General features: G+C 58.0%; 18 protein-coding genes. 7 read left to right on the top strand and 11 right to left on the bottom strand.

Going from position 1 to position 22,340, the window contains the following annotated elements; all coding sequences use genetic code 11:
- Window positions 1-74: 74 nt before the first annotated feature.
- From PG892_RS10295 to traD, 10 genes are all read right to left on the bottom strand, one after another.
- Window positions 75-2,486, bottom strand: coding sequence for an Ig-like domain-containing protein (locus PG892_RS10295; protein WP_101617498.1), 2,412 nt, complete (start codon window positions 2,484-2,486; stop codon window positions 75-77).
- A 9-nt stretch (window positions 2,487-2,495) separates the two neighbouring features.
- The gene (locus tag PG892_RS10290; protein WP_101617496.1) at window positions 2,496-4,862 is read right to left on the bottom strand and encodes an Ig-like domain-containing protein; all 2,367 of its coding nucleotides are present in this window, start codon (window positions 4,860-4,862) and stop codon (window positions 2,496-2,498) included.
- 10 nt (window positions 4,863-4,872) lie between these two features.
- Window positions 4,873-7,281 (bottom strand): Ig-like domain-containing protein, encoded by a 2,409-nt coding sequence (locus PG892_RS10285; protein WP_270825388.1) that lies wholly within the window; start codon window positions 7,279-7,281, stop codon window positions 4,873-4,875.
- 9 nt (window positions 7,282-7,290) lie between these two features.
- Complete coding sequence (locus PG892_RS10280) at window positions 7,291-9,654, bottom strand: Ig-like domain-containing protein (protein WP_160836958.1); 2,364 nt, start codon at window positions 9,652-9,654, stop codon at window positions 7,291-7,293.
- Window positions 9,655-9,779: 125 nt separating this feature from the next.
- On the bottom strand, window positions 9,780-10,268 hold the full coding sequence (locus tag PG892_RS10275) for a metal-dependent hydrolase (RefSeq protein ID WP_101617489.1): 489 nt from the start codon (window positions 10,266-10,268) through the stop codon (window positions 9,780-9,782).
- Window positions 10,268-11,035 (bottom strand): hypothetical protein, encoded by a 768-nt coding sequence (locus tag PG892_RS10270; protein WP_202154996.1) that lies wholly within the window; start codon window positions 11,033-11,035, stop codon window positions 10,268-10,270. The genes PG892_RS10275 and PG892_RS10270 overlap by 1 nt, the downstream gene beginning before the upstream one ends.
- A gap of 46 nt (window positions 11,036-11,081) precedes the next feature.
- On the bottom strand, window positions 11,082-11,372 hold the full coding sequence (locus PG892_RS10265) for a hypothetical protein (RefSeq protein WP_101617485.1): 291 nt from the start codon (window positions 11,370-11,372) through the stop codon (window positions 11,082-11,084).
- Window positions 11,373-11,453: 81 nt separating this feature from the next.
- Entirely contained in the window at window positions 11,454-11,783 is a 330-nt protein-coding gene (locus PG892_RS10260; RefSeq protein ID WP_109422315.1) for a pili assembly chaperone, read from the bottom strand.
- 102 nt (window positions 11,784-11,885) lie between these two features.
- Window positions 11,886-12,554: a DUF4400 domain-containing protein gene (locus PG892_RS10255; RefSeq protein WP_101617480.1), complete on the bottom strand. Its 669-nt coding sequence runs from the start codon at window positions 12,552-12,554 to the stop codon at window positions 11,886-11,888.
- The gene (gene traD / locus PG892_RS10250) at window positions 12,551-14,479 is read right to left on the bottom strand and encodes a conjugative transfer system coupling protein TraD (protein ID WP_101617478.1); all 1,929 of its coding nucleotides are present in this window, start codon (window positions 14,477-14,479) and stop codon (window positions 12,551-12,553) included. The genes PG892_RS10255 and traD overlap by 4 nt, the downstream gene beginning before the upstream one ends.
- A 76-nt stretch (window positions 14,480-14,555) precedes the next feature.
- On the opposite strand from traD, the gene PG892_RS10245 reads away from it, so the two are divergent.
- The 7 genes from PG892_RS10245 to PG892_RS10215 all read left to right on the top strand — a co-directional run bounded on the left by PG892_RS10245 (window position 14,556) and on the right by PG892_RS10215 (window position 21,538).
- A complete protein-coding gene (locus PG892_RS10245; protein ID WP_263685324.1) occupies window positions 14,556-16,505 on the top strand; it encodes a helicase-related protein in 1,950 nt (649 codons plus the stop codon).
- Between the two features lie 155 nt (window positions 16,506-16,660).
- A complete protein-coding gene (locus tag PG892_RS10240) occupies window positions 16,661-17,482 on the top strand; it encodes a TraE/TraK family type IV conjugative transfer system protein (RefSeq protein ID WP_160836964.1) in 822 nt (273 codons plus the stop codon).
- Window positions 17,482-18,666 carry a TraK domain-containing protein gene (locus PG892_RS10235; protein WP_160836966.1) on the top strand — a complete coding sequence of 395 codons (1,185 nt, stop codon included), beginning with the start codon at window positions 17,482-17,484 and terminating at the stop codon, window positions 18,664-18,666. Before PG892_RS10240 ends, PG892_RS10235 begins: the two co-directional genes overlap by 1 nt.
- 10 nt (window positions 18,667-18,676) lie before the next feature.
- Complete coding sequence (locus tag PG892_RS10230) at window positions 18,677-20,056, top strand: TrbI/VirB10 family protein (RefSeq protein WP_160836968.1); 1,380 nt, start codon at window positions 18,677-18,679, stop codon at window positions 20,054-20,056.
- A 4-nt stretch (window positions 20,057-20,060) separates the two neighbouring features.
- Entirely contained in the window at window positions 20,061-20,585 is a 525-nt protein-coding gene (locus tag PG892_RS10225; RefSeq protein WP_202155003.1) for a hypothetical protein, read from the top strand.
- A 3-nt stretch (window positions 20,586-20,588) separates the two neighbouring features.
- Window positions 20,589-21,194: a lytic transglycosylase domain-containing protein gene (locus tag PG892_RS10220; protein ID WP_101617466.1), complete on the top strand. Its 606-nt coding sequence runs from the start codon at window positions 20,589-20,591 to the stop codon at window positions 21,192-21,194.
- 5 nt (window positions 21,195-21,199) lie between these two features.
- Window positions 21,200-21,538, top strand: coding sequence for a helix-turn-helix transcriptional regulator (locus PG892_RS10215; RefSeq protein ID WP_148248225.1), 339 nt, complete (start codon window positions 21,200-21,202; stop codon window positions 21,536-21,538).
- 181 nt (window positions 21,539-21,719) lie between these two features.
- Here PG892_RS10215 and PG892_RS10210 read toward each other — a convergent pair whose 3' ends face one another.
- A complete protein-coding gene (locus PG892_RS10210) occupies window positions 21,720-22,250 on the bottom strand; it encodes a transposase (RefSeq protein WP_270825385.1) in 531 nt (176 codons plus the stop codon).
- Window positions 22,251-22,340 lie beyond the last annotated feature (90 nt).

The following is a 22,340-nucleotide window of genomic DNA, read 5'->3' as shown; positions in this document are numbered from 1 at the left end:
GAAGGCTGGTTGTGCGAGGACCGCACTGACCACTACGGCAATTTTTGTTTTATTCATCTTCATCTAGTCCTTCCTTATTCGTCGACTGTCACAACTTGAGGAATATCAATCATGTAGCTCGCTTTACCATTCACGCCGGGCTCGGCTGGCCACACCGGCAGACTCGCCTCGCCTGCGGTGTCCAACGGGATCACGATGTCCTTGGTTTCGCCGGGGGCGATCAGGGTGCCGTTGAACATCACGGAGAAGTTCGAATCACGACGCAGCGTGATGTAGCCGGACTGCGGGCCGCGTGACTGCGAACCCCCGTCTGTCAGGCTGCCTCTGAACTTCACCAGCGCGAGGGGTTTGTCGTTGGCGTCCATCAAGGACTTCGAGACCGACATCATGTTGACGGGGTCTGCGCTCACCATGTTCTGGGGGGACAACGAGAGGGTTTGGGTCAGGCTCGATTTGTTGCTCTGGTTGTCCTGAGCCTCAACTTTCAGCGTGTAGGTTTGCCCGGCTTCCAGTGTCGGGAACATCCGGGGCACCTCGGGTGCGTATTCACCGCCTTGCAGGGTAAACCCCAGATCCAGCGCGTCATTGATCGGGCCGCCCTTGAGCGTCATGCGGGTGATCTGCGGCTTGGTGTCCACCGTGTCGGTGACCTTCACGCGCAGATCTTTGATGGTTTCAACCCCAGCGGGTACTGCGCCGCCTTTGTAGCTCATCGTCAATGTGGGCGGGGTACGGTCGGAGGTGAAGTCAAAGAGACTGACCTTGGTTTTCGGGCCGTGCATCTCCAGCGCAAACACAGCGAGGTTGTTGTAGACACCTTCTGGCAGCGAGGCGAGGTTGTACTGATAGGTGTAGTCGGGACCACTTTCGGCAATCTTGCCGCCAGTCGGGGTCACCTTCACACCATTGCCCTCCAGCCACACATCTTTGAGTCGAAGATGGTCGAAGTAGGATCCCCGTCCAGGCTGGTTGATCATCAACTTGAGGGACTTGGTAGCGGCATCGTACTCAGTGGCGATGGCGGGGTAATGTCTGTCGTTCCAGGTGACGTTGGCCCAGCCTGGATTTCCCCTGAGACTGCCGTCCACGTTGGTCAACATGGCCCCGTCATGCAGGTAACCGGTGGTGCCCAGCGCCATGGTGGCGGTCCAGTTGTTGGTACAGGACGTTTGGCCCGCCGGAATGGTACAGGTCGCGTGGTGAGACCACTTCTGATCGTAGGGCCGCGCTTGAACGGTGACCCGCTCCTGAGTGATCGTGATGGGCAGCAGGTCATTTTGAACATCCCAGCGGTTCCAGCTGGCCCAGCCAATGTCACTGTACAGATACTCGACTTTGCTCATCACCGGGGTTTGCGCCGCACTGGGAGAGAGCACCAGGTTGTAGCCGATGTTGCCACCAGCCCAAGAACCAAAGTTGACCCAACGCACGTAGTTGCCATCGGTAAAACCAAAGGGCGTCGTCATGGTCAGGTAGACATAGTCGGCATCCTCACCGACTTTGGTGACTTCCCCCACCCCGTTCGTCAAGTTGATCCCCGATTGGACGTAACCGGCATAGTTGGTGCGAGCAAGCCGATAGGCTAGCCGGATCGGGTTGGTCATGACGGTCATGCCGCTCACATAGGGGTCGAAACCGGTCAGGCCTGGGGCCAGCGTGGAGCTGGTGTTCGGGTTATACACACCGAACACACCCGGCGGGTTGGCGATGTTATCCCAGCGGGCCCCTTGCAACGGGGTCTTGTAGACGTTGCCCGCGAGGTCTGTCACTTCAAACTGGAGCTTGAACAACTCATCCAGGTTCGAACTCGGGAACGTGGAATTTTTCGGATAGGCAAAGCTGTTCGAGCTCGCGTTGTAGCTGAGCGCCACGCTCTTGTAGACCGCGCCACTCTCCCGATAGACCACGAATTTTCCGCTAGCGATACCACTGCTATCGGACAGGCCGGTGATCAGGATGTCGGGGGTCTCGGATCCGCCCGTCCCCAACTTCCACTCCGGCCCGCTCGATACCTGACTGTAGCCGGTGCTATTTTGCACGGCGATAGGGTTAGAGGTAGGCGCAACGCGGTCCAGCATCAGCGGATAGTCGGTGGTAGCAACCACCACCCCGGAGATGTCGAGGATGGTAGAGCGCAGGATGTAGTTGCCATCGCCCGGGTCGCTGACGGTGAATTTGGTGCCGTAAAACTCGTTGCTATCGGAGGCCACAATCCGGTTGGCGACCGTGATCAGCGGGGAGGTCTGGCTCTGGACTACGGTGGTGCCCTTGATAAGTTCCAGTCTCACCTTGCGGTCAAGGCCAGAAATGGCCGTTACCGTCAGCCCCGAAGCGGGGTTGATAAACTTCACGGACGGCTTCTGCACTTTCACGGCTGAGTAAGGGTCCGTATACGACAATTCGTAAACTTGAGCGTGGGCAAAGCTCGCGCTACAGAGCAATCCAATGGCCGCCGCCAGTTTTGTCAGGTTCAAATTCATGCTCATCTTTGCTCCTTAGTTGGCGACCAGTTGGGGGATGTCGATCATGTAACTCGCTACGCCATTGGTTCCAGATGTCGCTGGCCACACCGGCAGTTTCGCCATCCCTTCCACATCGAGCGGGATCACCACATCCTTGGTTTCACCGGGTTGCACTGGCTGGCCGTTAAAAATCACGCCAAAGGCCGCATCGCTACGCAGGGTGATGTACCCAGCTTGTGGCCCACGGCTTTGGGTGCCGCCGTCCGTCAAGGCAGCTTTGAACTCAACCATCCCGAGGGGTTGATCGTGGGAGTCCATGAGGGACTTCGAGACCGCCATCACACTGACCCCGTCCGCTTCGACAAGGTTCTGTTGGGTCAACGAGAAGGTCTTGCTGTACGTGGATTTGTTGCCCTGGAAGTCCTTGGCCTCCACCTTGAAGGTGTATTCCTGGCCCGGCTTGAGGGTGGGGAACATCCGGGGTACTTCGGGTTGCCATCCGTCGGAGAGCTTGGAGTAACCCAGCAGCAGCTTGTCATTGATGGGGCCACCCACCAGGCTCATCGAGGTGATGACCGGCTCCGGGTCGACGCTGTCCTCCAAGGACACGCGGAAATCCTTGATGGTTTCCACGCTGGTCATCGAGCCGCCCTTGTTGGTCACGCTGATACTCGGGCCAGTCGAGTCAACCACCACCCCGGAGAGCGTTCTTGTCGCGGCGTTGCCGTAGGTGTCAGTCGCGGTCGCCGTGAAGTCGTACACCCCTTCGGCCAACGAGGCGGTGTTGAACTCTGCGTACTTGTTCTTGTAGCTCTCGTCTCTGGAGGTGATCAGCGGCATGGTGAACACTTGGTTCGCGCTATTGGTGGCCTTGACCGTGAAATCGCGGGTATCCCACGCGCTTAACTGCCAGTTATCGGTGCGGTCATTGTCCGTGACGTACAAGAAGAGCTTGCGGGCGTCGGAGGTATAGGTGAAGTCGTCTATGACAGGCGGGTTGAAATCCCAATAGGTGTAGAAATACCCCACGTTCACGCTCTGCGAGGTATTGACCGTGTTGGTGATGTTGATGGTGTACGGGATGTACCCGCGCCCAGTGGTGTAACTCACCAGCGGGTCCATCGTGCAGGTGGTTCCGTCAATCGGCACGACACAGTTGGCGTTGTTGACCGTGATTTTTTGTGGATAGGAACGGGCGGCCACATTCACCGTCACGCGATCGACGGTCGTTGGCACACTAAAGCGTACCCAGCCTGAGTTGACCATGGCCTTGCCCACCACCCCGTACTGCATGTTGGTGTAGGCCGGTCCGGGGGCTGCACTGCCAAGCAGGGTGACGCTATTCACGACCGACGTTTGGACATCGCGATAGAGGCCAGCCTTGGTGGTAAAGCGCCAGTAGCCATAGGACGAGGGCGCTGACGCCGTGTATTGGTAGTAGGCATAGGTGGCATCGGTACTGTGCGGCGACTGCACGAAGCCGTAGTTGGTGCCATTGAAGTTCACATGGTCGGTCTTGGGGATCTTGACCCTAACCTTCACCGGGTTCTCGTAGCTGACGGCTCCGGCCAGCGGTTGCCACAGCCCGGTGGATGAGTTCCAGATCTCCGATACCAGCGGTGGCAGGATCGGGTCGATATAGCTCTGGTTCTCTTTTTTCCCGATGTTGCCTGCCACATCGGTCATAGCTAGGCCAATGGTGTAAAGCCCCTGAGTCGGGGTTACGTTGCTCGCAGAAGCCCAGTTCGCTTTGACGTTCCAGTTTGCTGGCGTCGTGGAGGTGAGTGTTGTCGCCTTCTCGCGCTTGGTCCCGGCTGAGTCGATGGTGTAATAGGTCGCGGAGGCTACGCCACTGCCATCATCCACAATGCCATTGAGGTTGATGGAGTTCCCACCCGAATCCGGGCCAAACACCGCCACCGAACCACCTGTACCCCCACCTACCGTGAAGGAGAAGGCCTGCGTCGAATAGGGCCCCACGGTATCGACGTTGAAGGTGTAGTTAGTGGCTGTCACCACAGCATTGTTGATGTCCAGCACGGTAGAGCGCAGGGTGTAGTTCCCGTCCGCCGGTCGGGTCAGGGTGAACTTGGTGCCATAGAACTCCTTGCCATCGGCGGCGGTGATCCGGTTTGCAACCGTGATAAGCCCCGAGGTCTGGCTTTGAACCACCGTGGTCCCCTTCACCAGTTCCAGCTTCACTTTGCGGTCAAGCCCGGAAATGGCCGTCACCACCACATCGCTGTTGGTGCTGTACCAGGTCACCGCAGGGCCCTTGACCTGCAAGGCTCCGTTGGTGTCCGTGTATGACATTTCGTAGATCTGAGCCTGGGCAACGCTGGCCAAACAGAGCACCCCAACCGCCAGCGCAATCCTTGTCACTTGTGTTTTCAGCTTCATCTGGTCTTCCTTACTCACTGACCGCGACAACTTGGGGGATGTCGATCATGAACGACGCCTTTCCGTCGACGCCGGGCTCGGCTGGCCATACCGGCAGATTTGCCTCACCGGTTTGGTCGAGTGGGATAACGATGTCTTTGGTCTCGCCTGGGGCAATCTGGGTGCCGTTGAACATCACCGAGAAATTGGCGTCGCGGCGCAGGGTGATGTACCCGGTCTGGGGTCCGCGTGACTGGGTGCCGCCGTCGGTCAAACTGCCTTTGAATTTCACCAGCGCGAGGGGTTTGTCGTTGGCGTCCATCAAGGACTTCGAGACCGACATCATGTTGACGGGGTCTGCGCTCACCATGTTCTGGGGACTGAGCGAGAAGACTTTAGTCAGGCTCGTCTTGTTCCCTTGGCTATCCTGGGCATCGACTTTCAGGGTGTAGGACTGCCCGGCTTCCAGTGTCGGGAACATCCGGGGTACCTCGGGTGCGTACCCGTCGGCCAGCTGGGAGAAGCCCAAATCCAGCGCGTCATTGATCGGGCCGCCCTTGAGGGTCATGCGAGTGATTTGCGGGTGGGTGTCGACCGTGTCGGCGATCTGCACCCGAAGATCTTTGATGGTTTCGACGCCCGTTGGGACAGCGCCACCCTTGTAGGTCATTGCGAGGGTGGGAGCAGTGCGGTCGGAGACAAAATGGAACAGATCCAGTTTTGTGGTCGGGCCAAACGTCTCCTTCGCTACCACAGCGAGGTCATAGGTCGCCTCTGGCAGGGTGGCCAAGTCGTATTGGTAGGTGAAATCCCCGCCGCTTTGCGCAATTTTGCCGCCGGTTGGAGTGACCTTCACCCCCTTGCTCTCCAGGGTGAGTGAGCTCAGATTGATCCGTCCGCCACTACCACCGTAGCCTGGCAGCTTGATGAGCAGTTTCAGGATCTTGGTGCTGTCATTGAACTCCGGTGTGACTTGGGGGTAGTAAAGATCGTTCCAGTACACATCAGCCCAGCCCGGATTCGACCAGAGGGTGCCGCCGGGATTTTTCAGGTTTGCCTGATCATGTATGCCACCCGCAGTCCCCTTATTCAGCACCTTGTTGGCGGTGATGGTACAGGTGGTGTCTCCTGCCGGGATGACGCATGTACCACCGCGATGGGAAAACGTCTGGTCGTAGGTGCGGGCCTTTGCGGTAACCCGGTAACCGGTGATGGTGACCGGCAGAGCGTCGTTCAGCACGTTACGTGCCCAATCGGACCAGCCGATGTCGCTGTACTCATACTGCACGGAGGACATTGCGGGGGTGACAGGGGCAGTGGCATCCTGCACCAGGTTGTAATCGAAATAGCCATAACCCCACTGGCCAAAGGTGGTCCAGCGGATGGTGTTGATGTCCTTGAGGCCAAAGGGAGCGGACATGGTGATGTAGACGTAGTTCGCGTCCTCACCCACCTTGATGTTCTCGCCGCCTCCATTCAGGAGTCGGGTGCCCCACTCGTAATATCCACCGTAGTCACTCACCGGGATCCGGTAGGCCAGCCGGATCGGGTTGGTCTTCACCGTCATCCCAGACACGTAAGGCACGAAGCCATCAAGCCCGGGGCCGAGCACGTTGCTAGAGGTCGGATCGTAGACACCGAACGGCTGGGACGGTGTACCCAGCATGTTGTCGTAGCGCACCCCCTGACGAGGACTGATAAAGACGTTGCCAGCAAGGTCAGTAACGTCGAAGCCAATCTTGAAGACCTCCTGCAAATTCGAATTGGGGAAGCTGTTCTCAATGGCGTAGGTGAACGAGTTGGTGGCGGAGGTGAACGGCACATCCACGCTCTTGTAGATAGTCCCATCCTGCCGGTAGACGATGTATTTGCCGCTGGCGACGCCACTGCTATCAGCCACCGAGTTCAGGAAGAAGTATTCATAGCCGGAGTTACCAAGCCCCAGTTTCCATTCAGCACCGGTCGTAACCTGGCTATACCCGCTGTTTTGAGAAATGATCGGGGCGGCGGTTGGCGCAACTGTGTCCACGTTGAACGTGTAGTTGTTGCTCGATACGGGGGTGCCGTTGATGTCGAGCACGGTGGTACGCAGCGTGTAGTTGCCATCAGCGGGCGGGGTAAGGCTGAACTTGACCCCGTAAAACTCGCTGGCATCAGAAGCAACGATCCGGTTTGCGAGCGTGATGAGCGGCGAGGTCTGGGTCTCAACAACTGTCGTCCCCTTAATCAGTTCAAGCTTGACCATCCGATCCAGCCCACTGATGGTGGTCACCACCAGCTGCGATGCCGGGTTGTACCAGGTAGCGGTGGGCTTTCTGACCTTGGTCGCCCCCAGCGTGTCCACGAAGGACAATTCGTAGACCTGTGCCTGGGCAAGGGTGCCGGTGCAGAGCAATCCGATAGCCAACGCAATCTTTTTCAGTCTCCGACTGTGTCTCATGCTGCGTCCTTAGTTGGCAGTCAGTTGGGGGATGTCGAGCATGAATGAAGCCTTCCCGTTCACACCTGGGTTTGCAGGCCATACCGGCAGCTCGGCTTCGCCCACTTCGTTGAGCGGAATGACGATGTCCTTGGTTTCCCCTGGGGCAACCAAATCGCCGTTAAACATCACAGAGAAATTCGAGTCACGACGCAGGGTGATAAAGCCTGCCTGGAGACCGCGAGACTGGGTGCCGCCGTCAGTCAGCGAACCCTTGAACTTGACCACGCCAAGCGGCTGGTCGTGCTTGTCCAGCAAGGACTTCGCCACGGAGAGCATGTTGATGGGGTTTGACCCGACCATGTTCTGCGGGGTCAATGAAATGACTTTCGACAGGGAGGCCTTGTTACCCTGAGTGTCCCTGGCATCCACTTTCAGGGTGTACTCTTGCCCCGCTTCCAGTGAGGGGAACATCCGGGGCACTTCGGGCTGGTAGCCGTCAGACACCTTGGAGAAGCCGAGTTGCAGGTTATCGTTGATGGGCCCGCCCTTGAGGGTCAGGCTGGTGATCATCGGCTCGTCATCGACGTTATCAGTCAGGCCGATCCGAACGTCCTTTAGCGTCTCAATCGAGGTCACCGCGCCACCGCTGACGGTCGTCATGGTGAGGACAGGAGCCTCACCGTCGATCAGGGTGGCAGGCAGGTCTTGGCTGGCAACATGGCCATCGGTATCAATGGCCTGACCCGTGAAGGTGTAGAGCCCATCGGGCAAGCTGGCCGTGCTGAACTCGACGTATTTATTCTTGAAGGTTTCCTCTCGATAGAGGGTCTGGGTCAAGGTGTAGCTCTGGCCCTTGCTGCTAAGGGCTGTCGCTTTGAACGTGCGGGTATCCCAAACGGAAAGGCGGTCGTTGTCGGTCCGGTCGTTGTCGGTCACCTGCATGATGAGCTTGCGGGTCTCGGGGACAAACGAAAACGAGTCGATAGTCGGCGCGTTGAAATCGTGAATAACGTAGAAGTTGGTGCCCTGATAGTACATCGAGGGCGTGTCGGCATTTTCTAACTTTCGGGTATAGAGCGAATACGCTCGGCCTGCCGTCTGACCGATGTTTGGGTTCAAGACGCAGTTGGTGCTCCCCGCTGGGATAGTGCAGTTGCTACTGCCCACCACAGCCCGTTGCGGGTAGGTACGGGCAGCAACGTTCACCGATAACCGGTCAATGGTGAATGGAGCCGCGAAACGCAGCGTGTTTCCGGTAGTGAGGGGCTGCCCCACCAGGCCGTACTGGAAACTAATCTCTTGCGGCCCCGGCACGGCGCTGCCGCCAAGCGGAACCTTGCTCAGACTTGTCGCGTTATAGTCTGTGAAATGGCCTGCCTTGGTGGTTAACCGCCAGTATTTTGCCGAGCCCTGCGGTATAAGCACCGTGTACTCGTAGTAGGCAAAATTGGCATCTGTCGAAGTGGGATTGGTGGCAATGCCAAAGCTGGTGCCGTTGAAACTAACGTGCTTCGTCTTGTCTACTTTCATCCGAAAACGTACCGGATTCTCATAGCTGACGGCGCTAGCGAAGGCGACCCACTGGCTGGTCTGTGAGTTCCACACCTCGATCGACCAGGGCGGGATTACGTTGTCCATCGAGGACTGGCGCTGGAACGTGCTGAGGTTCCCTGCACGATCCGCGAGCACCAACCCCCAGGTGTAGAAGCCCTGTACCGGAGCGACATCGGACGCCGCTGCCCACTTACACTTCTGGTTCCAGGTAGCCGGGTAGGAAGAGCTGATCGCAGTCGCCTTCTCGCGCCTCACCCCACCCGCATCAATGGTGAAGTAGGTGACCTTGTCGCCATCTATACCACTGCCTGCATCGGTCAGACCGTCGAGGGTAAGTGCGTTGCCTGCTTGGTCGGTGCCAAACACATCAATCGAGCCGCCGGTTCCCGCCCCCATGGTGAACTTGAACGCATTGGGCGTGGACGGGCCCACGGTATCGACGTTGAACGTGTAGCTGTTGGTGGTGACGACCACCCCTTTGATGTCGAGCACGGTAGAGCGAAGCGTGTAATTGCCATCAGCTGGCCGGGTCAGCGTGAACTTGGTGCCATAAAACTCGGAGCCATCGGATGCGACGATACGGTTGGCGAGCGTGATGAGCGATGAGGTTTGGCTCTGCTCAACGGTCGTGCCCTTGATGAGTTCCAGCTTGATCTTGCGGTCCAGCCCAGAGATGGCGGTGACGATCACCGAGTCAGTTGGGTTGAACCAAGTCGCGGTCGGGGCCTTCACAACTGACTTCGCATTGGTGTCAGTGAAGTTGAGCTCGTAGACCTGCGCGGTGGCGCTGGTCGATAACGCCAGTGCGATAAGTGCTGTCAGCTTGTTTAGATACATACCCACCACACTCCCCTCAGTATAGTTATAGCCATTTAGCATTATATGGAGACGAGCAGAAATTCCAACAGGCTTACTTGAATCGGATCATGGATTTGTTACTTATTTGTCACGCGAGGAAAACATTAAAGGTGAAAGCCGGTGGCAAAGGCAGTGGTCGCAAGGAAGATGCACAGAAAAGCGAACTCGTGGAGCCCCCCGACTGACCACCTACTGGGTATGACTTTAATCCGCCGCTTATAGGGCCAGAAAAGCTGGACACCCCCCCCAAAGGCCATATCACCTACGAGGTGGCTGAGGTGCCCGAGGGAAAGTGCCGCCCACAACTGCTGCGGCAGATCCGGCCAGAGGGTGTTGAGGTAGTAGAAGCCTGCCGTCGTTAATCCCCAGGCTATCAGTGAATGAAAGAAGGTGCGGTGACCCACCAGCTGGTTGATCAGAGCCGACACGGGGTAGATGCGCCGCCCAAGCTTTGAGTGGTGACTGTCAACATCAGGAAAAAGCGATCCCGCGCTGGCCAGCGGCAACGCAAACCACATCGACATGTCGAGATAGCCCGCGTTTACCGCTATTGCGGCCAAACAGATACCGAATGCCTGATGGCTGACTCCCATCAATTTTTTAGGTCACCGGCAACCATGGAGGCGATTTCCGCGTTTGCCTGTGCGGGCGTTTGCGGCGCGGCAGCTGCTCCACCGTTCGGGAGCGGGCTGGCCAACTCAGCAGGCTTGCCCCCCGGTTGGGTGGGGGTCACTGTGCTCGCTTGGGCACGCGCTTCACGCTCGTTCAGGCGGGCCTCAAGTGCTTGGAATGCACCGTCAAATTCGCCCTTGAGCTCGTCCTTGTTGTTCTTCATCACCGAGTTGAACTCGTCAAACGGGATCTTGGCCAAGACGTAGGCGTGGAACTGCCCCTCATAGGGCTTCACGTTCGTTTTGACGATGTCGTAGCCGCTAACAGGCACCCGGGCCACCAGCGCGTCGATCAGCAACTCAGTGCGATCAGCCACCTCCCCCTCATCACCCGCATCACGGGTCATGGAACGCTCTTGACCGGACATCTCCATCTTGAACACCTTGGCGGCTTCATAGATCGCGACGAGCTTGGCCTTGCGCACGGCGAAGCCCAGATCTTTGGTGTGGGCAGTACCCACGCCGTACACGCCGGTGCCATCCATCTTGGGCGGATCGAGGTACCAGCTCGGCACCACCTCAGCCATCTCCTCTTCCATCTGGGCAGTGAGTTGCGCCCGCGCTTCGGCGGCTCCGTCGCGGCGAGCCTGTTCCAGCGCCAGCTGGTCTTGGGCCATCTTTTCGGCATCACTGGCACAGCCAGTAAGCAGCGAGGCCAGGATGGTCAGTGCGATTATGCTCTTTTTCATAAAACACCTCATATTGTCCGCTTGGGATACATTAAGACATTTTACATTAGCTGTAAAGGTCTGGATCGGTCGGATTGTATTTTGATTTTTTCCCATCCATCCACAGCCCTTGCCGCCACAGAACGTGCAGCACCCCACCCTTCATCCCTCCTTCCCGTTGAGTACGGTTGTAGAAAATCCAGTAGGCCACGGCCACCCCAATCCCGATGGTGTTTAATCCCAGGATCGACATGCCCACCCACAAAATCACCGAGCCCACCAGCTTCGGTGCCTCCACCCCCATGATCATCGTCGGGTGGTTCTGGCGAAACGGAACGCGATACGGGCCTTCACTCATGATTTCTGGTCTCCATAAACGAGAAAAGCCCCGAATGTCGGGGCTTTACACAACACATCAATGTCTGGCGAGGACAGAAACTTACAGGGACATTGCCAGGAAGTTTTCGATGATGTCGGTCGCGTTGGCCATCATCAAGCAGAAGATGATGGAGCCAATCGCGTTGGTGTAGTTGGGTTTTACGATGCCGAACCAGATGGCGGACATGAAGGACAACAGGGCGATGATCTTACCAGGAGCGCCTTTAGCCCAGCCGGAGAGCTGGTCCCAGACATCATCGACAGCGGTGGTATCTGCACCGGCGTGAGCCAGGGAGAAGACGAGGGCCACGACAATCGCCAGCAGTACGGCGTATTTGAACATGGAGGTGTTTTGAGCTGGTACTTGAGGCAGAGCGATTGAGGTTTGCATATGTTTCCTTACATACTGGATGGTTCAAACAACGCTGGTAGGATAGTTACAGTTAATTTGTCGAGTCAATACCCTGTTTCGAAAATGCTGCAATTTTTTTCGTTACACCATCTTGTGGTACGCGCTGACCATCTTGTTGATCATGACCGCGCAGACGAACAGGCCGCCCGGCACGAGGTATTTGGCGGCAGTAGCCGCCCCAGCACTGGGGATCAACAGGTAGAGCACGAAGGCAAACAGCGAGTAGCGAACAACGGTTCGGTACACCTTGAAGCGTTCGATTTTGGCCCCTGAGGCCTGCGCCAAAGAGAGCTTCCAGTGCTGCACACCGCTATAGATGTTCGCCCCGAAGAACGGGATGAAGTAGAGGATCCAGTACCCCACCACGCCCAAGCGCCAGCCTATCTGGTAGACGAGCAGCGGCACGTTATCGACGATGCGCTCCGACACGATGAGGAACTTGGCCCAGAACTCCTCGAATTTGTCCGAGGGTGTTTTGGTGTTGACGAGGGTCACATGCAGGAAGCGATAGACCCCAAGATCGGTCATGACCACGTTGTAGAACCCCTTGGCGACGCCTTGCGCCGTGCCATAGCCGGGGCTAGTCATCACCTCCTGGTTGGCCAGCACCTCCCGCTCAATGGTGTATTGGTACTGCGCGCGCTCTTGCAGGAATGGGAGGAAGCAGACCACCAGGAACGCCAGTAACCGCACCAAGTCACCAAAAGTGTCCTTCTGGCCAACGTCTTGCCTATCTTCGGTAAAGATCATTTGCCCGGCTCCTTCACGACGACGGGGATCTTGAGCAGCATTTTGCGGCCATCAGCAAAGCGGGCCACGCACTGGAGCTTGGGAAGGTCGCCCAACAGGTTGCTTGGGAACCCCTCTCGCTCGACCGTGCTGAGACTTTCCGAGTAGCCACCAGCGAACTTATCGACGCTATCGACGGTGTCGGTACGCTGAGACAGACTCACCGACCGTTGCTCAACGTCCACCTTCGAGAAGTTTGCCGCCATCTTCATCTGCGTGGTCGGATCGCTGATACGGGTGGTGATCCAGTTGTTGCAAAGGCCAATGACCCGATCTGCGACCGCCTCGGTGGCCTTGGAGACAAGGTCAGGGATGGTCTGCGTCACGATGGTCATTTCGAGCTTGGCAGCTCGGCCTTGCGCGAGCAGGGAGAGCAGCTGCTCGCACAGTGCGGCGTGGGCCTCGTCAAAGAAGAGCGACACCCGCCTCATGTTTTTCAACGAGTGATCCGCGCCCTCGGTGTTATAACGCGAGCCCGCAATACCGGCGGCATCGGCCACCAGCAGTTGCACCAGCTTTTGCGCGGTCTGGGTATCGGAGAGGGAGTCGATGGCGATATGCAAGACCCCGCCGGTATCAAACAGCGACTTGAGATCAATGATCTCGCGGCCAGATTCCGTGTCGTACTCGGGGGACAACAGCACATCGAGCGGGGCCGCCGTGAGGTTCGACATCAGCGGCAGCAAGCTGGTCGTCATTTTCTGATAGTGCTCATATGGGTGCCGAAACGCCGCGCAGACTTCATCGCAGGCGATCTCCGGTACCTGCTGCATCATCTGCTCCTCGTAGTAGCGCACCATGCCGGTAAGTTTGTCGCCCTCACCGAGTTCATCCACTTCATCGCCAATCTGATCCCACCACTCGGCACCCAAATGCAGCTGGTAGTAGCGATTAAGCACCTTCTCAAACAGGATGGCCCGTTGGGTGATGAGGTAGTTTTTCAGGCGCACCAGCGTAGGCCGCTCACCGACGTAACGGCAGAAAATGGTGGTGCGATAGATGGCGTACCAGGAAAAGTCTCTAAACGGGTCTGACTTGGAGGGGTCGGACACAATCCCAGCGATCCGTGACGCTATCTCGGTATCCCGGTTGTAATTTCGCAGGGGGTCGATGGCCACAGAGGTAGAGGGGCGGCTGGGGTGAAATGAATAGAAAGGGATGCCCAACGCTTCACATTCCGCCTTCATGGCATCGCGCCAGTCCTGGTCGTTCTTGGGGTCCACCGCCAACACCACGTTGCCGCAGTGGATGGCCCCGCAGGACAATAACCGCAGCAGCGTCGTTTTCCCTGAGCCGACGTTGCCGGTGATCAGGGTATGGCCGTACCAGTTGTCGGCCCGCACCCGTTGCAGCGCATTTTCCCCCAGGTTGTAGATCCACGCGGCCCCACCCATCTTGCGGGTCTCGGCCTCGTGTTGCTGCACATACCAGCGCACTGGCAGCGGCATCACTATCTGGCTGCGCTTGCTGTCCATGTTCATCAGCTGATAGGACATGTTGGTGTGCTCAGGGCCCCAGTCAAACCCGTATCCCAGCAACGTTTCCCGATTGTCGTCATTGCTGATGAGTTCGCGCCCCTTCTTCTTGCCTACGTGGTTGTGCAGCCGCAACTCGCTGGGGGTGATGAAGATCATGCCTGTCACGAACAACCGCGCTTGTGCCTTGAGGATGGGTATGGCTGCGATCATGTTCTTGCAACCGGCCAACACCGAATAGGCCAGCACCCCGAGATAGACCCACCTCGCCTCCCGTGACAGTTCCAGCCAGGAGCTTGAGAGGATCCCCACCATGATGAAGGTGGCCAGGTACCAGCCCAATGCGGCATTCCACTCAAAACAGGTTCGGTAGAGCAACGTGCGGGTGTGAGCCTTGCCGATCACACTCATTTTACATCTCCATATTTACTTTTAACTGTGCTGATAGGATATAATCACACAATTCTGAAATAAAGGAGTTTAGAGCATGAGCGCAAAACTCGCCCCTTGGGAAATCCTCGGTGTGGAGCAACACGAGCTGCCCTTGCTGCTTCCAGCGTCCTACAGGGATCTCTCCCTGGTCGTTGACGATTTCAGCCAGCTGAACCAGTTCATCGGCAAGATGGTTGTGGTTCAGGGACATTGTGTTCATCAGGGATGGGCGAGTGGCCCGAAGCCGCGCTATTGCGTTCAGCTGTTCGACGCCAACGGGAACAGCCTCTCCCTGTCGCTGTTCGGCACCGCCGAGCAAGTGGCCGAGATCCCCCACCAGGCGCACGCTGCGTTTTCCGGTGAGGTGACGGGCGACTACGTCGGGCGCTGCTACCTCAATCGCACCAACCTGGAGCCCGTTGCCCTGATAGGCCGGGTCGTGCCGGTCTATCCCGCGCTCAAGGGCCGGGTGACCCGGGAAGGGGTGTTCTCATTGATGGCCTCACAGATTGGCCCCTGCACCCCCCCATCCCTGCAATGGTTACGCGCCAAGGTAGCTGACATCCCATCGGGCCCTATGCGGGCAGCGATCGGCTGTCGCACCTGGAACTTCGAGCAGCTGATCCGCGCCGTGCATTGGCCGACCTCCGTGCGACAGGGAGAGGCCTGCATCAAGATCCTTGAGCGACTCGCCGCCTATGTGCTGGCCTACCGCCTCAAGGCGACCGAGCAGCTACCACCCCGGCAAGTGCCACCGCTACCCAACGGCGGGTTTGAGGGCATCCCATCGCGAGTACCCTTCCCGCTCACCGGAGAGCAGATCTTGGTCTCTTCTCAGATCTTGGCTGCGTGTCAGCAGACCACCCCCTCTCAGTCCCTTTTGCTGGGTGATGTCGGAACGGGAAAAAGTTACTGCATCAGTTTGATGGCCGCTGCGGTGGTGCGTGGCGGCGGGCGGGTGGCTGTCATGTTGCCCAGCCGCATCTTGGTCAATCAGATGCACGCCCTGTTCATGTCCCTGATGCCCGAGCTTGGTCCCGCTGTGCTCGATGACGAGCGTGAGGGGGAGGTAGAAAACGACAAGACCCGGCTATGGGTTGGCACCACCGGCCTGCTGTTCCAGAGCTGGCAACAGCCGTGGGATCTCCTGGTGGTCGACGAGCAGCAGAAGTTCAGCGTGGAGCAGCGTGAACGGATGTCCGCCCACCACATTGTCGAGAGCACCGCTACCCCCATCTGCCGCACGATGGCGCTGGCCCGCTGGGGCTCGTCTATTAAGATCTTCCGCCTCACTCAGGCCCCCGTTGAGCGTCAGATCGACACCCAGGTGTTCACCGCTGAGCATCGCCGTCAGATGATGGAGCGGGTCATGCGAACAATTGCGGGCGGCGGTCAGGTGATGGTGGTGTGTCCCCGCAAGGAGGAGGCCCCGGCCAAAGGCAAAAAATCGCCGAAGTCCACGGAGGAGACTGAGCAGGCAAGCGTCGAGCGAGTGGTCAAGAGCTTCGAGAGTATCCAGGCACGAATGAGCGCCAGCTTGGGGTTCACACCTCAAATCGTGTATGCCACTGGCGGGCGGGAAGCGGAAGAGAACGAAGCCGCACTGGAGGCCATGAAGAGCCGCGAGGCCCACATCCTCATCGCCACCAGCATTGTCGAGACCGGCATCTCGCTCTATGGACTTAACCATGTGATCGTCTATCACGCCGACCGCCTCGGTGCCGTCCAGTTGCACCAACTGCGGGGCCGCCTCGTGCGGGCCGGTGGCCATGGCTATTTTGACCTCTACCTGCCTACCCCGGCGTCTCCCACCACTCTCAAGCGGATGGCGATCCTGACCAGTTGCACCCAAGGCTATGACGTAGCCATGGCAGACCTTCGGCTGCGCGGTTGCGGCGATCTGGGCAAGGGCACGACTCAGGCTGGAGCAGGCACCAGCCTTCTCCCGCGACGCCCAATCAACGTCGATGATGTTGAGAACTTTATCGCTCAACTTGATTCGTGAGCGTCAGAACATAACCCAATAGGATAGTTAGCGGCATTTTATCGTTGACTGTAATCCGCAGTTAGCTATCCTGACAGGACAGTTTCATAGCCAACTTTGGATGTCATATGTCAGACCCCATCGGCAATTTTTTCAAAGCTTTGTTCAATCGGAAGATGCCAAGCCAGAAGCAGGAGCGCGACGAACCGACTGTCGGCCCTGATGCCGCTGGGGGGGCTGCCACCCTCACCGTAGAGCCCGACGTACCTTTCGCCCCTCGTTCCTACACCCTGTCCGGCGAGGACCGTGAGCACGGCTCCCACACCTCCTGGTCAGCCGCGATGGTCAAGACCAACTTCCTGCTGGTCTCCAACGTAGGCCTGGTGCTGCTGCTGATGATGAGCTTGTGGTCACAGCTGAACCAAAAGCCGACCGTGGTGATCAAACCCCCCGTCCTCACCGGTGAAATTCGTATCGAAGACGGCCTGCCCAACAAGGAGTGGCAGGAAAGCTGGGCCCTGTATCTGGCCCACATGATCGGCAACATCAACCCGCGCAACGTCGAGTTTGTCAGTAAACAGGTGGTCGCCATGCTCTCCACCAACCTACAGCTGGAGAAGGAGCGTGACATCCGCCGGATTGTCGACATGATGCGTATGTCCAACCTCACCCAGAGTTTTGAGGTGCAGGATCTCAAGTACGAAGCCAGTACCCGCATGGTCTGGGTCTGGGGCTACAAGACCACGCAGCTCGCCTCCTCGAATAAACAAGCCACCTCCGCCACCGAAGACTCCGCAGATCGCCGCCGCTGGACGTTCGAGTTCATCATCAGGCTCAACGAGTTGGGGATGCCCGTGGTCACCCACATCGACCAGTACGATGGTCTGCCGCGCTTTGATCGGGCGAACGGCGTGACAGAAGAAGGGATGGTGATCGAGCCACCCAAGAAATCGAGCAGTAAAGTTCAGCAAGCCAAGCCCACTAAGGAGCAGCATTGATGCGTATCGCCCCCCTTTCTCTAACCATCGCGCTGCTGCTGGGTTCGCTGGCTCACGCAGAGAGCCCGCTGCCCTTGGAAGTCGCCCACCCGGAAAAGCTCGCCGCAGATAATCCGGTTCAGACCGTGGGCGGGATCATCTCCGATAGCCTGGGCACGCCGACTTCTACTCCCCTGCCGGTCAACGTGCCCGCCATGCCGGAAGAACAAAAGCTGTTGCTGCAAATGACGCAACGGGAGCAGGGCAAGGTGAGTCCATCGTCAAACTCCCCGCAGAACCTTGAGCTCGGGGAAAGCGCCAATGACGTTTGGGCGGAAATGGTGAAGTCCAAATACTCACCGACGCAAACCCTGACTGTGCGCCCGTCTGGCAACGTCATGGTGCCCGTTTCGCTCGGGCTGATGAACCGGATCGAGACCAATTTTAAAAACGTGTCCGTCAAAACCTCCGACGAGGCCGCCGTGCTGGAAGTCGATGGCGGCGTGCTCTACCTGACCATCAACAAATCAGAAGCCGTGGGTCTCATCCTGATGGAGCAGGGTGTCCCCAACAGCGCCATCAACCTGACCGCTGTGCCAGTCGATGTCCCCCCGGCACTGGTGAAGGTCCGCATTCCGATGTCAGGCGACATGCTCAACGACGCCTATCAGTACCAGCGCAAGAACCGCGAGGCCGAGATGGTCGATAAGGCGATCTCGGAGGAAGAAGAGATCGTGCGTTCTGACCGTCACACCGAACGCATCAAAGAGATCCTGCGTACCACGGCATTAGGCCAGGTGCCCGCCGGTTTCACGCTGGCCGATGACCTCTCCGAAGTGCCCAGAGGTTACAAGGTGCCCTGCAAGTTCCAGGGGCTCACCAACAAACTCGGACAGAGGATGGTCGGGGCCCGTGAGTACATTGATGTGGTCTTGGTGAGTAATAACACGACCTATGAATCGAACATCAAAGAGGAAATGTGCCTGAGCCGGGACGCCTTGGCCGTCGGCGTGATGGATGCGGCAGCCTTGCGACCAGGTGCCAGCACGGAGGTCTATATCGTGCGGGACAAGAACTGGTCCAAGAAGCAGCAACAGATGCAGACCCGACCCCGCTTGGATAACAACGGCACCTTTGGCTTGAATGGCTATCGCCAGGTTGCAGGTGGAAAACCATTCATGCCAACCACATCCGCCGTCAAGTGAGGGGCACCAGATGAGCCGAATTCAGGAATTATTGAAGAAAAAGCCGGTACGGATGGGCCTGATGGGGGTGACCTTCATCACTGTGCTGGCCGTTGCACAAACGGCGCTGAACTGGAATGAAGAGGCCCCCGTCGCCAAGAAGGTTCGCCGTGATCTAGTCGAGTCGAATGTGTTCGATACCGGCGCACTGGAGAAGGTGGACACCGACATGGCCCAAGCCACCTACGACCAGCAGAAGAAGGAGCTGATGAACATCAAGCGCGACACCCAGCGCATGAGTGAAGGCCAGAAGAAAGACCTGGATAAGGTCTTGCAGAAGATGACCGAGTTGCAGCGCCAGGTGGCCGATCAGAACCAGGTGATCAGCGTCCTGACCCGCAACAACCAGCAGATCAATGCCAACATCAATGACCCGCGCATTACTCGGGCCAGAGAAACCGGCGTGACCGGCGAAAATGGCGGATCTGGCCCTGTCGTGCAAGGCCCCGGCGCGGCCCTCACCCCGCAGTACCAGAACGTCTCTCGGGCACGCGGACGCGAAACCAACGGTATGATCCGCACGGTCAGCCAGACCTCCATCACCAACATCAAGAAGACCGGTGAAGTTGAGGAGACGCCCATTGTCGTCCAGTACGTCGAACGCGATCCCAGCGGAAAGGTGAAGCCGAGCTCTGCACAACAGGCGGCCATCGAAAAAAACCCGAAGAACCCTGAAATTGAAAAGAAAAAGCGGGACATGGTTAAGCAGAAAGCCAAAACCTACATCCCTGCTGGTTCCATCATTTCAGGCGTGATGCTGAATGGCGTGGACGCGCCTACCGCGTTGAGTAAGAATGCGTCCCCCCTGCCCACCACCATCCGGGTCAAGCTCGATGTGCTGATGCCCAACTCCTACAATGCGGATCTCGCAGACTGCTTTGTGATTGGATCTGTGACCGGGGATCTGGCCTCTGAACGTGTCTATATCCGCTCGGTGACTATGAGCTGTATCAACGAGCGGGGCGAGTCGCTGGAAACGGGGATGATCGGCTATGCGGTGTCGGACTACGACGGTCGTAACGGGATCCGAGGTACAGTGGTGTCCCGTGCAGGCAAGGCGCTGATCGCCACCTTCGGTGCGTCGTTCTTGTCAGCTGTGGCCGAAGCGACAAAGCCCCAGGCCATCCCGACGCTCGACCAGAATCCGGGTGAAACAACCACCTTCCAAACACCCGACATGACCGATGTTGGCAAGTCCGGTGCGATGGGTGGTCTCTCGGGTGGTGCAGACCGTCTGGCCCAGTACGCCATCTCCATCGCCGAACAACAATGGCCGGTCATCGAGATCAGCCCCGGTACCCCCGTGACCTTTTTCCTCGAAAAAGGCATGAGCTTGCCGGTAGTGGAGTGAGTCTATGAGCAACGATCGTGAATTGCCGCCGTTTAACGCCCATGGTGATGTCCCCGCAGGACAGCCAGAGCCGTCGACCATTGGGAAGGAGGATGAGCAGAAGGATAAGGTGGTTGAGCAAGAGAAGCCGGAGGATGACTTCGAGCCCGATATGTTCAGCCCCCACCCGTTCGCTGGGCCCGAGTCTTCACCGGAGGCCTCCGCCCCCGCCCCCGCCACCAAGGAGTCAAAACTGGTGCCGGTGCTGGTAACGCTGTGCGTGATCAACCTGGGGGCAGCGGTGCTGCTTGGGTTCAAGCTGTTCACGATGTCCTACTACGAGATCAAGGACGCCCCGATGATCTACTACAGCACGCCAGAGGAGATCGCCGCCAAGGCGATGACGGCCAAAGACCCTGTCGAGGCGCAGCGCATCCTCATTGAGCGGTTACGGGCCAACAACGGCATTGTGCTCAATGAGAACAGCGTGATCATCGCCTCGCCGGACTTTAAAATGTACCCAGTTGACACTATCAATCAGGGAGAATGACCGATGCCCGCCGTTGCCCCGCCCCCCTACCCCATTCCCGAGCCTGTCGTTTCTCAGTGTGTGGCTACCGCCTCGCGCACCTACGGCGTACCGGAGCTGGTGATCCGCTCCATCCTCAAAGTGGAGGGAGGACAGGTAGGGACCATGTCGCGCAACACCAACGGCTCATTCGATCTGGGGCCGATGCAGATCAACACCATCAACCTCAAGATCATCAACAAGGAGTACCCGTTCCTCACCTGGCGGCACATCACCTACAACCCGTGCGTGAACATCATGGTGGGTACCTGGTTCCTCAAATCCAAGATCCGCAACCGGGGCGGGGTCATCTGGGAGGGGGTGGGCGACTATCACTCCGTCACCCCGAGCAAGCGCAGCGTCTACTTGCAGCGATTCCTGGGCCACTACAACCGCCTCAAGAAGCAGTACGGCTTCACCCCCGCCCGGGTGCAGTTCACGCAACCGGCTGAGCCGGTGCAGTTCGCCGCCCTGAGTGACGAGCGAGCCGTGCCCACCATGCCGATCCCGGCGATGCTGGCCCGCACATCCGTCTCGGCGTCCACCAAGGACGCTGGCAAGCCGACCCCCAGCTTCGCCGCCTTCCGGTAACTGCCGTGACAGCCCGCGCCCCCCACGCCACCCCATGGATAGAGGGCAAACCATCCCCGCTCAACGCCAATGATTTCCTCCAGGTGCGACTCTTCATCGCCCACCTGCGGCCAGATCAGAAGTTGAGCCAACATCAAATGGCCGATCTGCTCGGCGTTGCCTGCAACACGTATTCCAAATGGGAAAGAGGTTACCAACCCCCGCCGCCGTTCGCCTGCCGCGCCGTCGAATTGCTGCTCTATGTGACGCTCGCCAACAAGGGCCACTTCAAAGGCGAAAGCCATGCGATGGCGCTGTTAGCAAGGTTCACCCGCGACGCCGGTAAGGGTGAGGCCAACGCCTGAGCTATCAACTGAACGCAGTGAGGTGATGAATGAAGATCCCTGTGTACGATAAGAACGGAGAGCTAGAGGGGTTCGTAGAGCCGATTTCTGAAACGGCTGCCGATTCGGCCAAAGGGCTGGCATAATCTGCGGGTTCTTGCTGATAGGCGCTGTGCTCGTGTGGCTCGTGAACTACTCGCAGCTAAAGCAGCGAGCTTCCAAGAGCGCAACCAGCAGTCGCACCCTTTTCTTTTTTGACGCTTCGCTGGGAGCTGCTGACTGAGCTTTTGACCCTGCCAGCCTTACGTTTCCCTCCACGCCCAATATCGGCGGCGGCTGTTAACACATCCGCTGCTGATAACTCCGTTCCAGAGTCCAAAATTAACGTAATAGCCCGCTTTTTTATTACCAGAGATGCGTTGTGATCTGCATTGTCAGTATTGCCGCACTTGCCGCACACAAAAAGACTCTGTGATATGCGGTTAGCGGGGTGAATGTAGCCGCACACGGCACATTCCTGACTGGTGTAAGAAGCGGATATTTTAAAAAACGCCTTTCCTGCTTGGTAGGCTTTGTACTTGGTGAAACTTTCTAGCATGTGCCAACCGGAATGCAAAATGGCTTTATTTAGCCCTGCCTTTTGTTTGGCTTTATTCGGCAAGAAATGCCCTGCTTCATCTTGCTTGGCATTTGGCCGCCGCGTCATTTGCGCAGTGCGTAGTGCCTCAAACACGAAAACCTTGGCATCTGACTCTTATACACAAGTAGCGCCCTGAACGGAACCATTCCCGTTTTCCAGGATCTGATCTTCCATGTGACCTCC

Source organism: Aeromonas sp. QDB68 (genome assembly GCF_027707405.1).
Classification (GTDB): Bacteria; Pseudomonadota; Gammaproteobacteria; order Enterobacterales; family Aeromonadaceae; genus Aeromonas; species Aeromonas caviae.
This window is presented reverse-complemented; position numbering and strand designations above follow the sequence as displayed.

Coding starts and splice junctions, on each gene's coding strand:
- PG892_RS10295 (WP_101617498.1), bottom strand. CDS start 2,486: ATGAGCATGAATTTGAACCTGACAAAACTGGCGGCGGCCATTGGATTG.
- PG892_RS10290 (WP_101617496.1), bottom strand. CDS start 4,862: ATGAAGCTGAAAACACAAGTGACAAGGATTGCGCTGGCGGTTGGGGTG.
- PG892_RS10285 (WP_270825388.1), bottom strand. CDS start 7,281: ATGAGACACAGTCGGAGACTGAAAAAGATTGCGTTGGCTATCGGATTG.
- PG892_RS10280 (WP_160836958.1), bottom strand. CDS start 9,654: ATGTATCTAAACAAGCTGACAGCACTTATCGCACTGGCGTTATCGACC.
- PG892_RS10275 (WP_101617489.1), bottom strand. CDS start 10,268: ATGGGAGTCAGCCATCAGGCATTCGGTATCTGTTTGGCCGCAATAGCG.
- PG892_RS10270 (WP_202154996.1), bottom strand. CDS start 11,035: ATGAAAAAGAGCATAATCGCACTGACCATCCTGGCCTCGCTGCTTACT.
- PG892_RS10265 (WP_101617485.1), bottom strand. CDS start 11,372: ATGAGTGAAGGCCCGTATCGCGTTCCGTTTCGCCAGAACCACCCGACG.
- PG892_RS10260 (WP_109422315.1), bottom strand. CDS start 11,783: ATGCAAACCTCAATCGCTCTGCCTCAAGTACCAGCTCAAAACACCTCC.
- PG892_RS10255 (WP_101617480.1), bottom strand. CDS start 12,554: ATGATCTTTACCGAAGATAGGCAAGACGTTGGCCAGAAGGACACTTTT.
- traD (WP_101617478.1), bottom strand. CDS start 14,479: ATGAGTGTGATCGGCAAGGCTCACACCCGCACGTTGCTCTACCGAACC.
- PG892_RS10245 (WP_263685324.1), top strand. CDS start 14,556: ATGAGCGCAAAACTCGCCCCTTGGGAAATCCTCGGTGTGGAGCAACAC.
- PG892_RS10240 (WP_160836964.1), top strand. CDS start 16,661: ATGCCAAGCCAGAAGCAGGAGCGCGACGAACCGACTGTCGGCCCTGAT.
- PG892_RS10235 (WP_160836966.1), top strand. CDS start 17,482: ATGCGTATCGCCCCCCTTTCTCTAACCATCGCGCTGCTGCTGGGTTCG.
- PG892_RS10230 (WP_160836968.1), top strand. CDS start 18,677: ATGAGCCGAATTCAGGAATTATTGAAGAAAAAGCCGGTACGGATGGGC.
- PG892_RS10225 (WP_202155003.1), top strand. CDS start 20,061: ATGAGCAACGATCGTGAATTGCCGCCGTTTAACGCCCATGGTGATGTC.
- PG892_RS10220 (WP_101617466.1), top strand. CDS start 20,589: ATGCCCGCCGTTGCCCCGCCCCCCTACCCCATTCCCGAGCCTGTCGTT.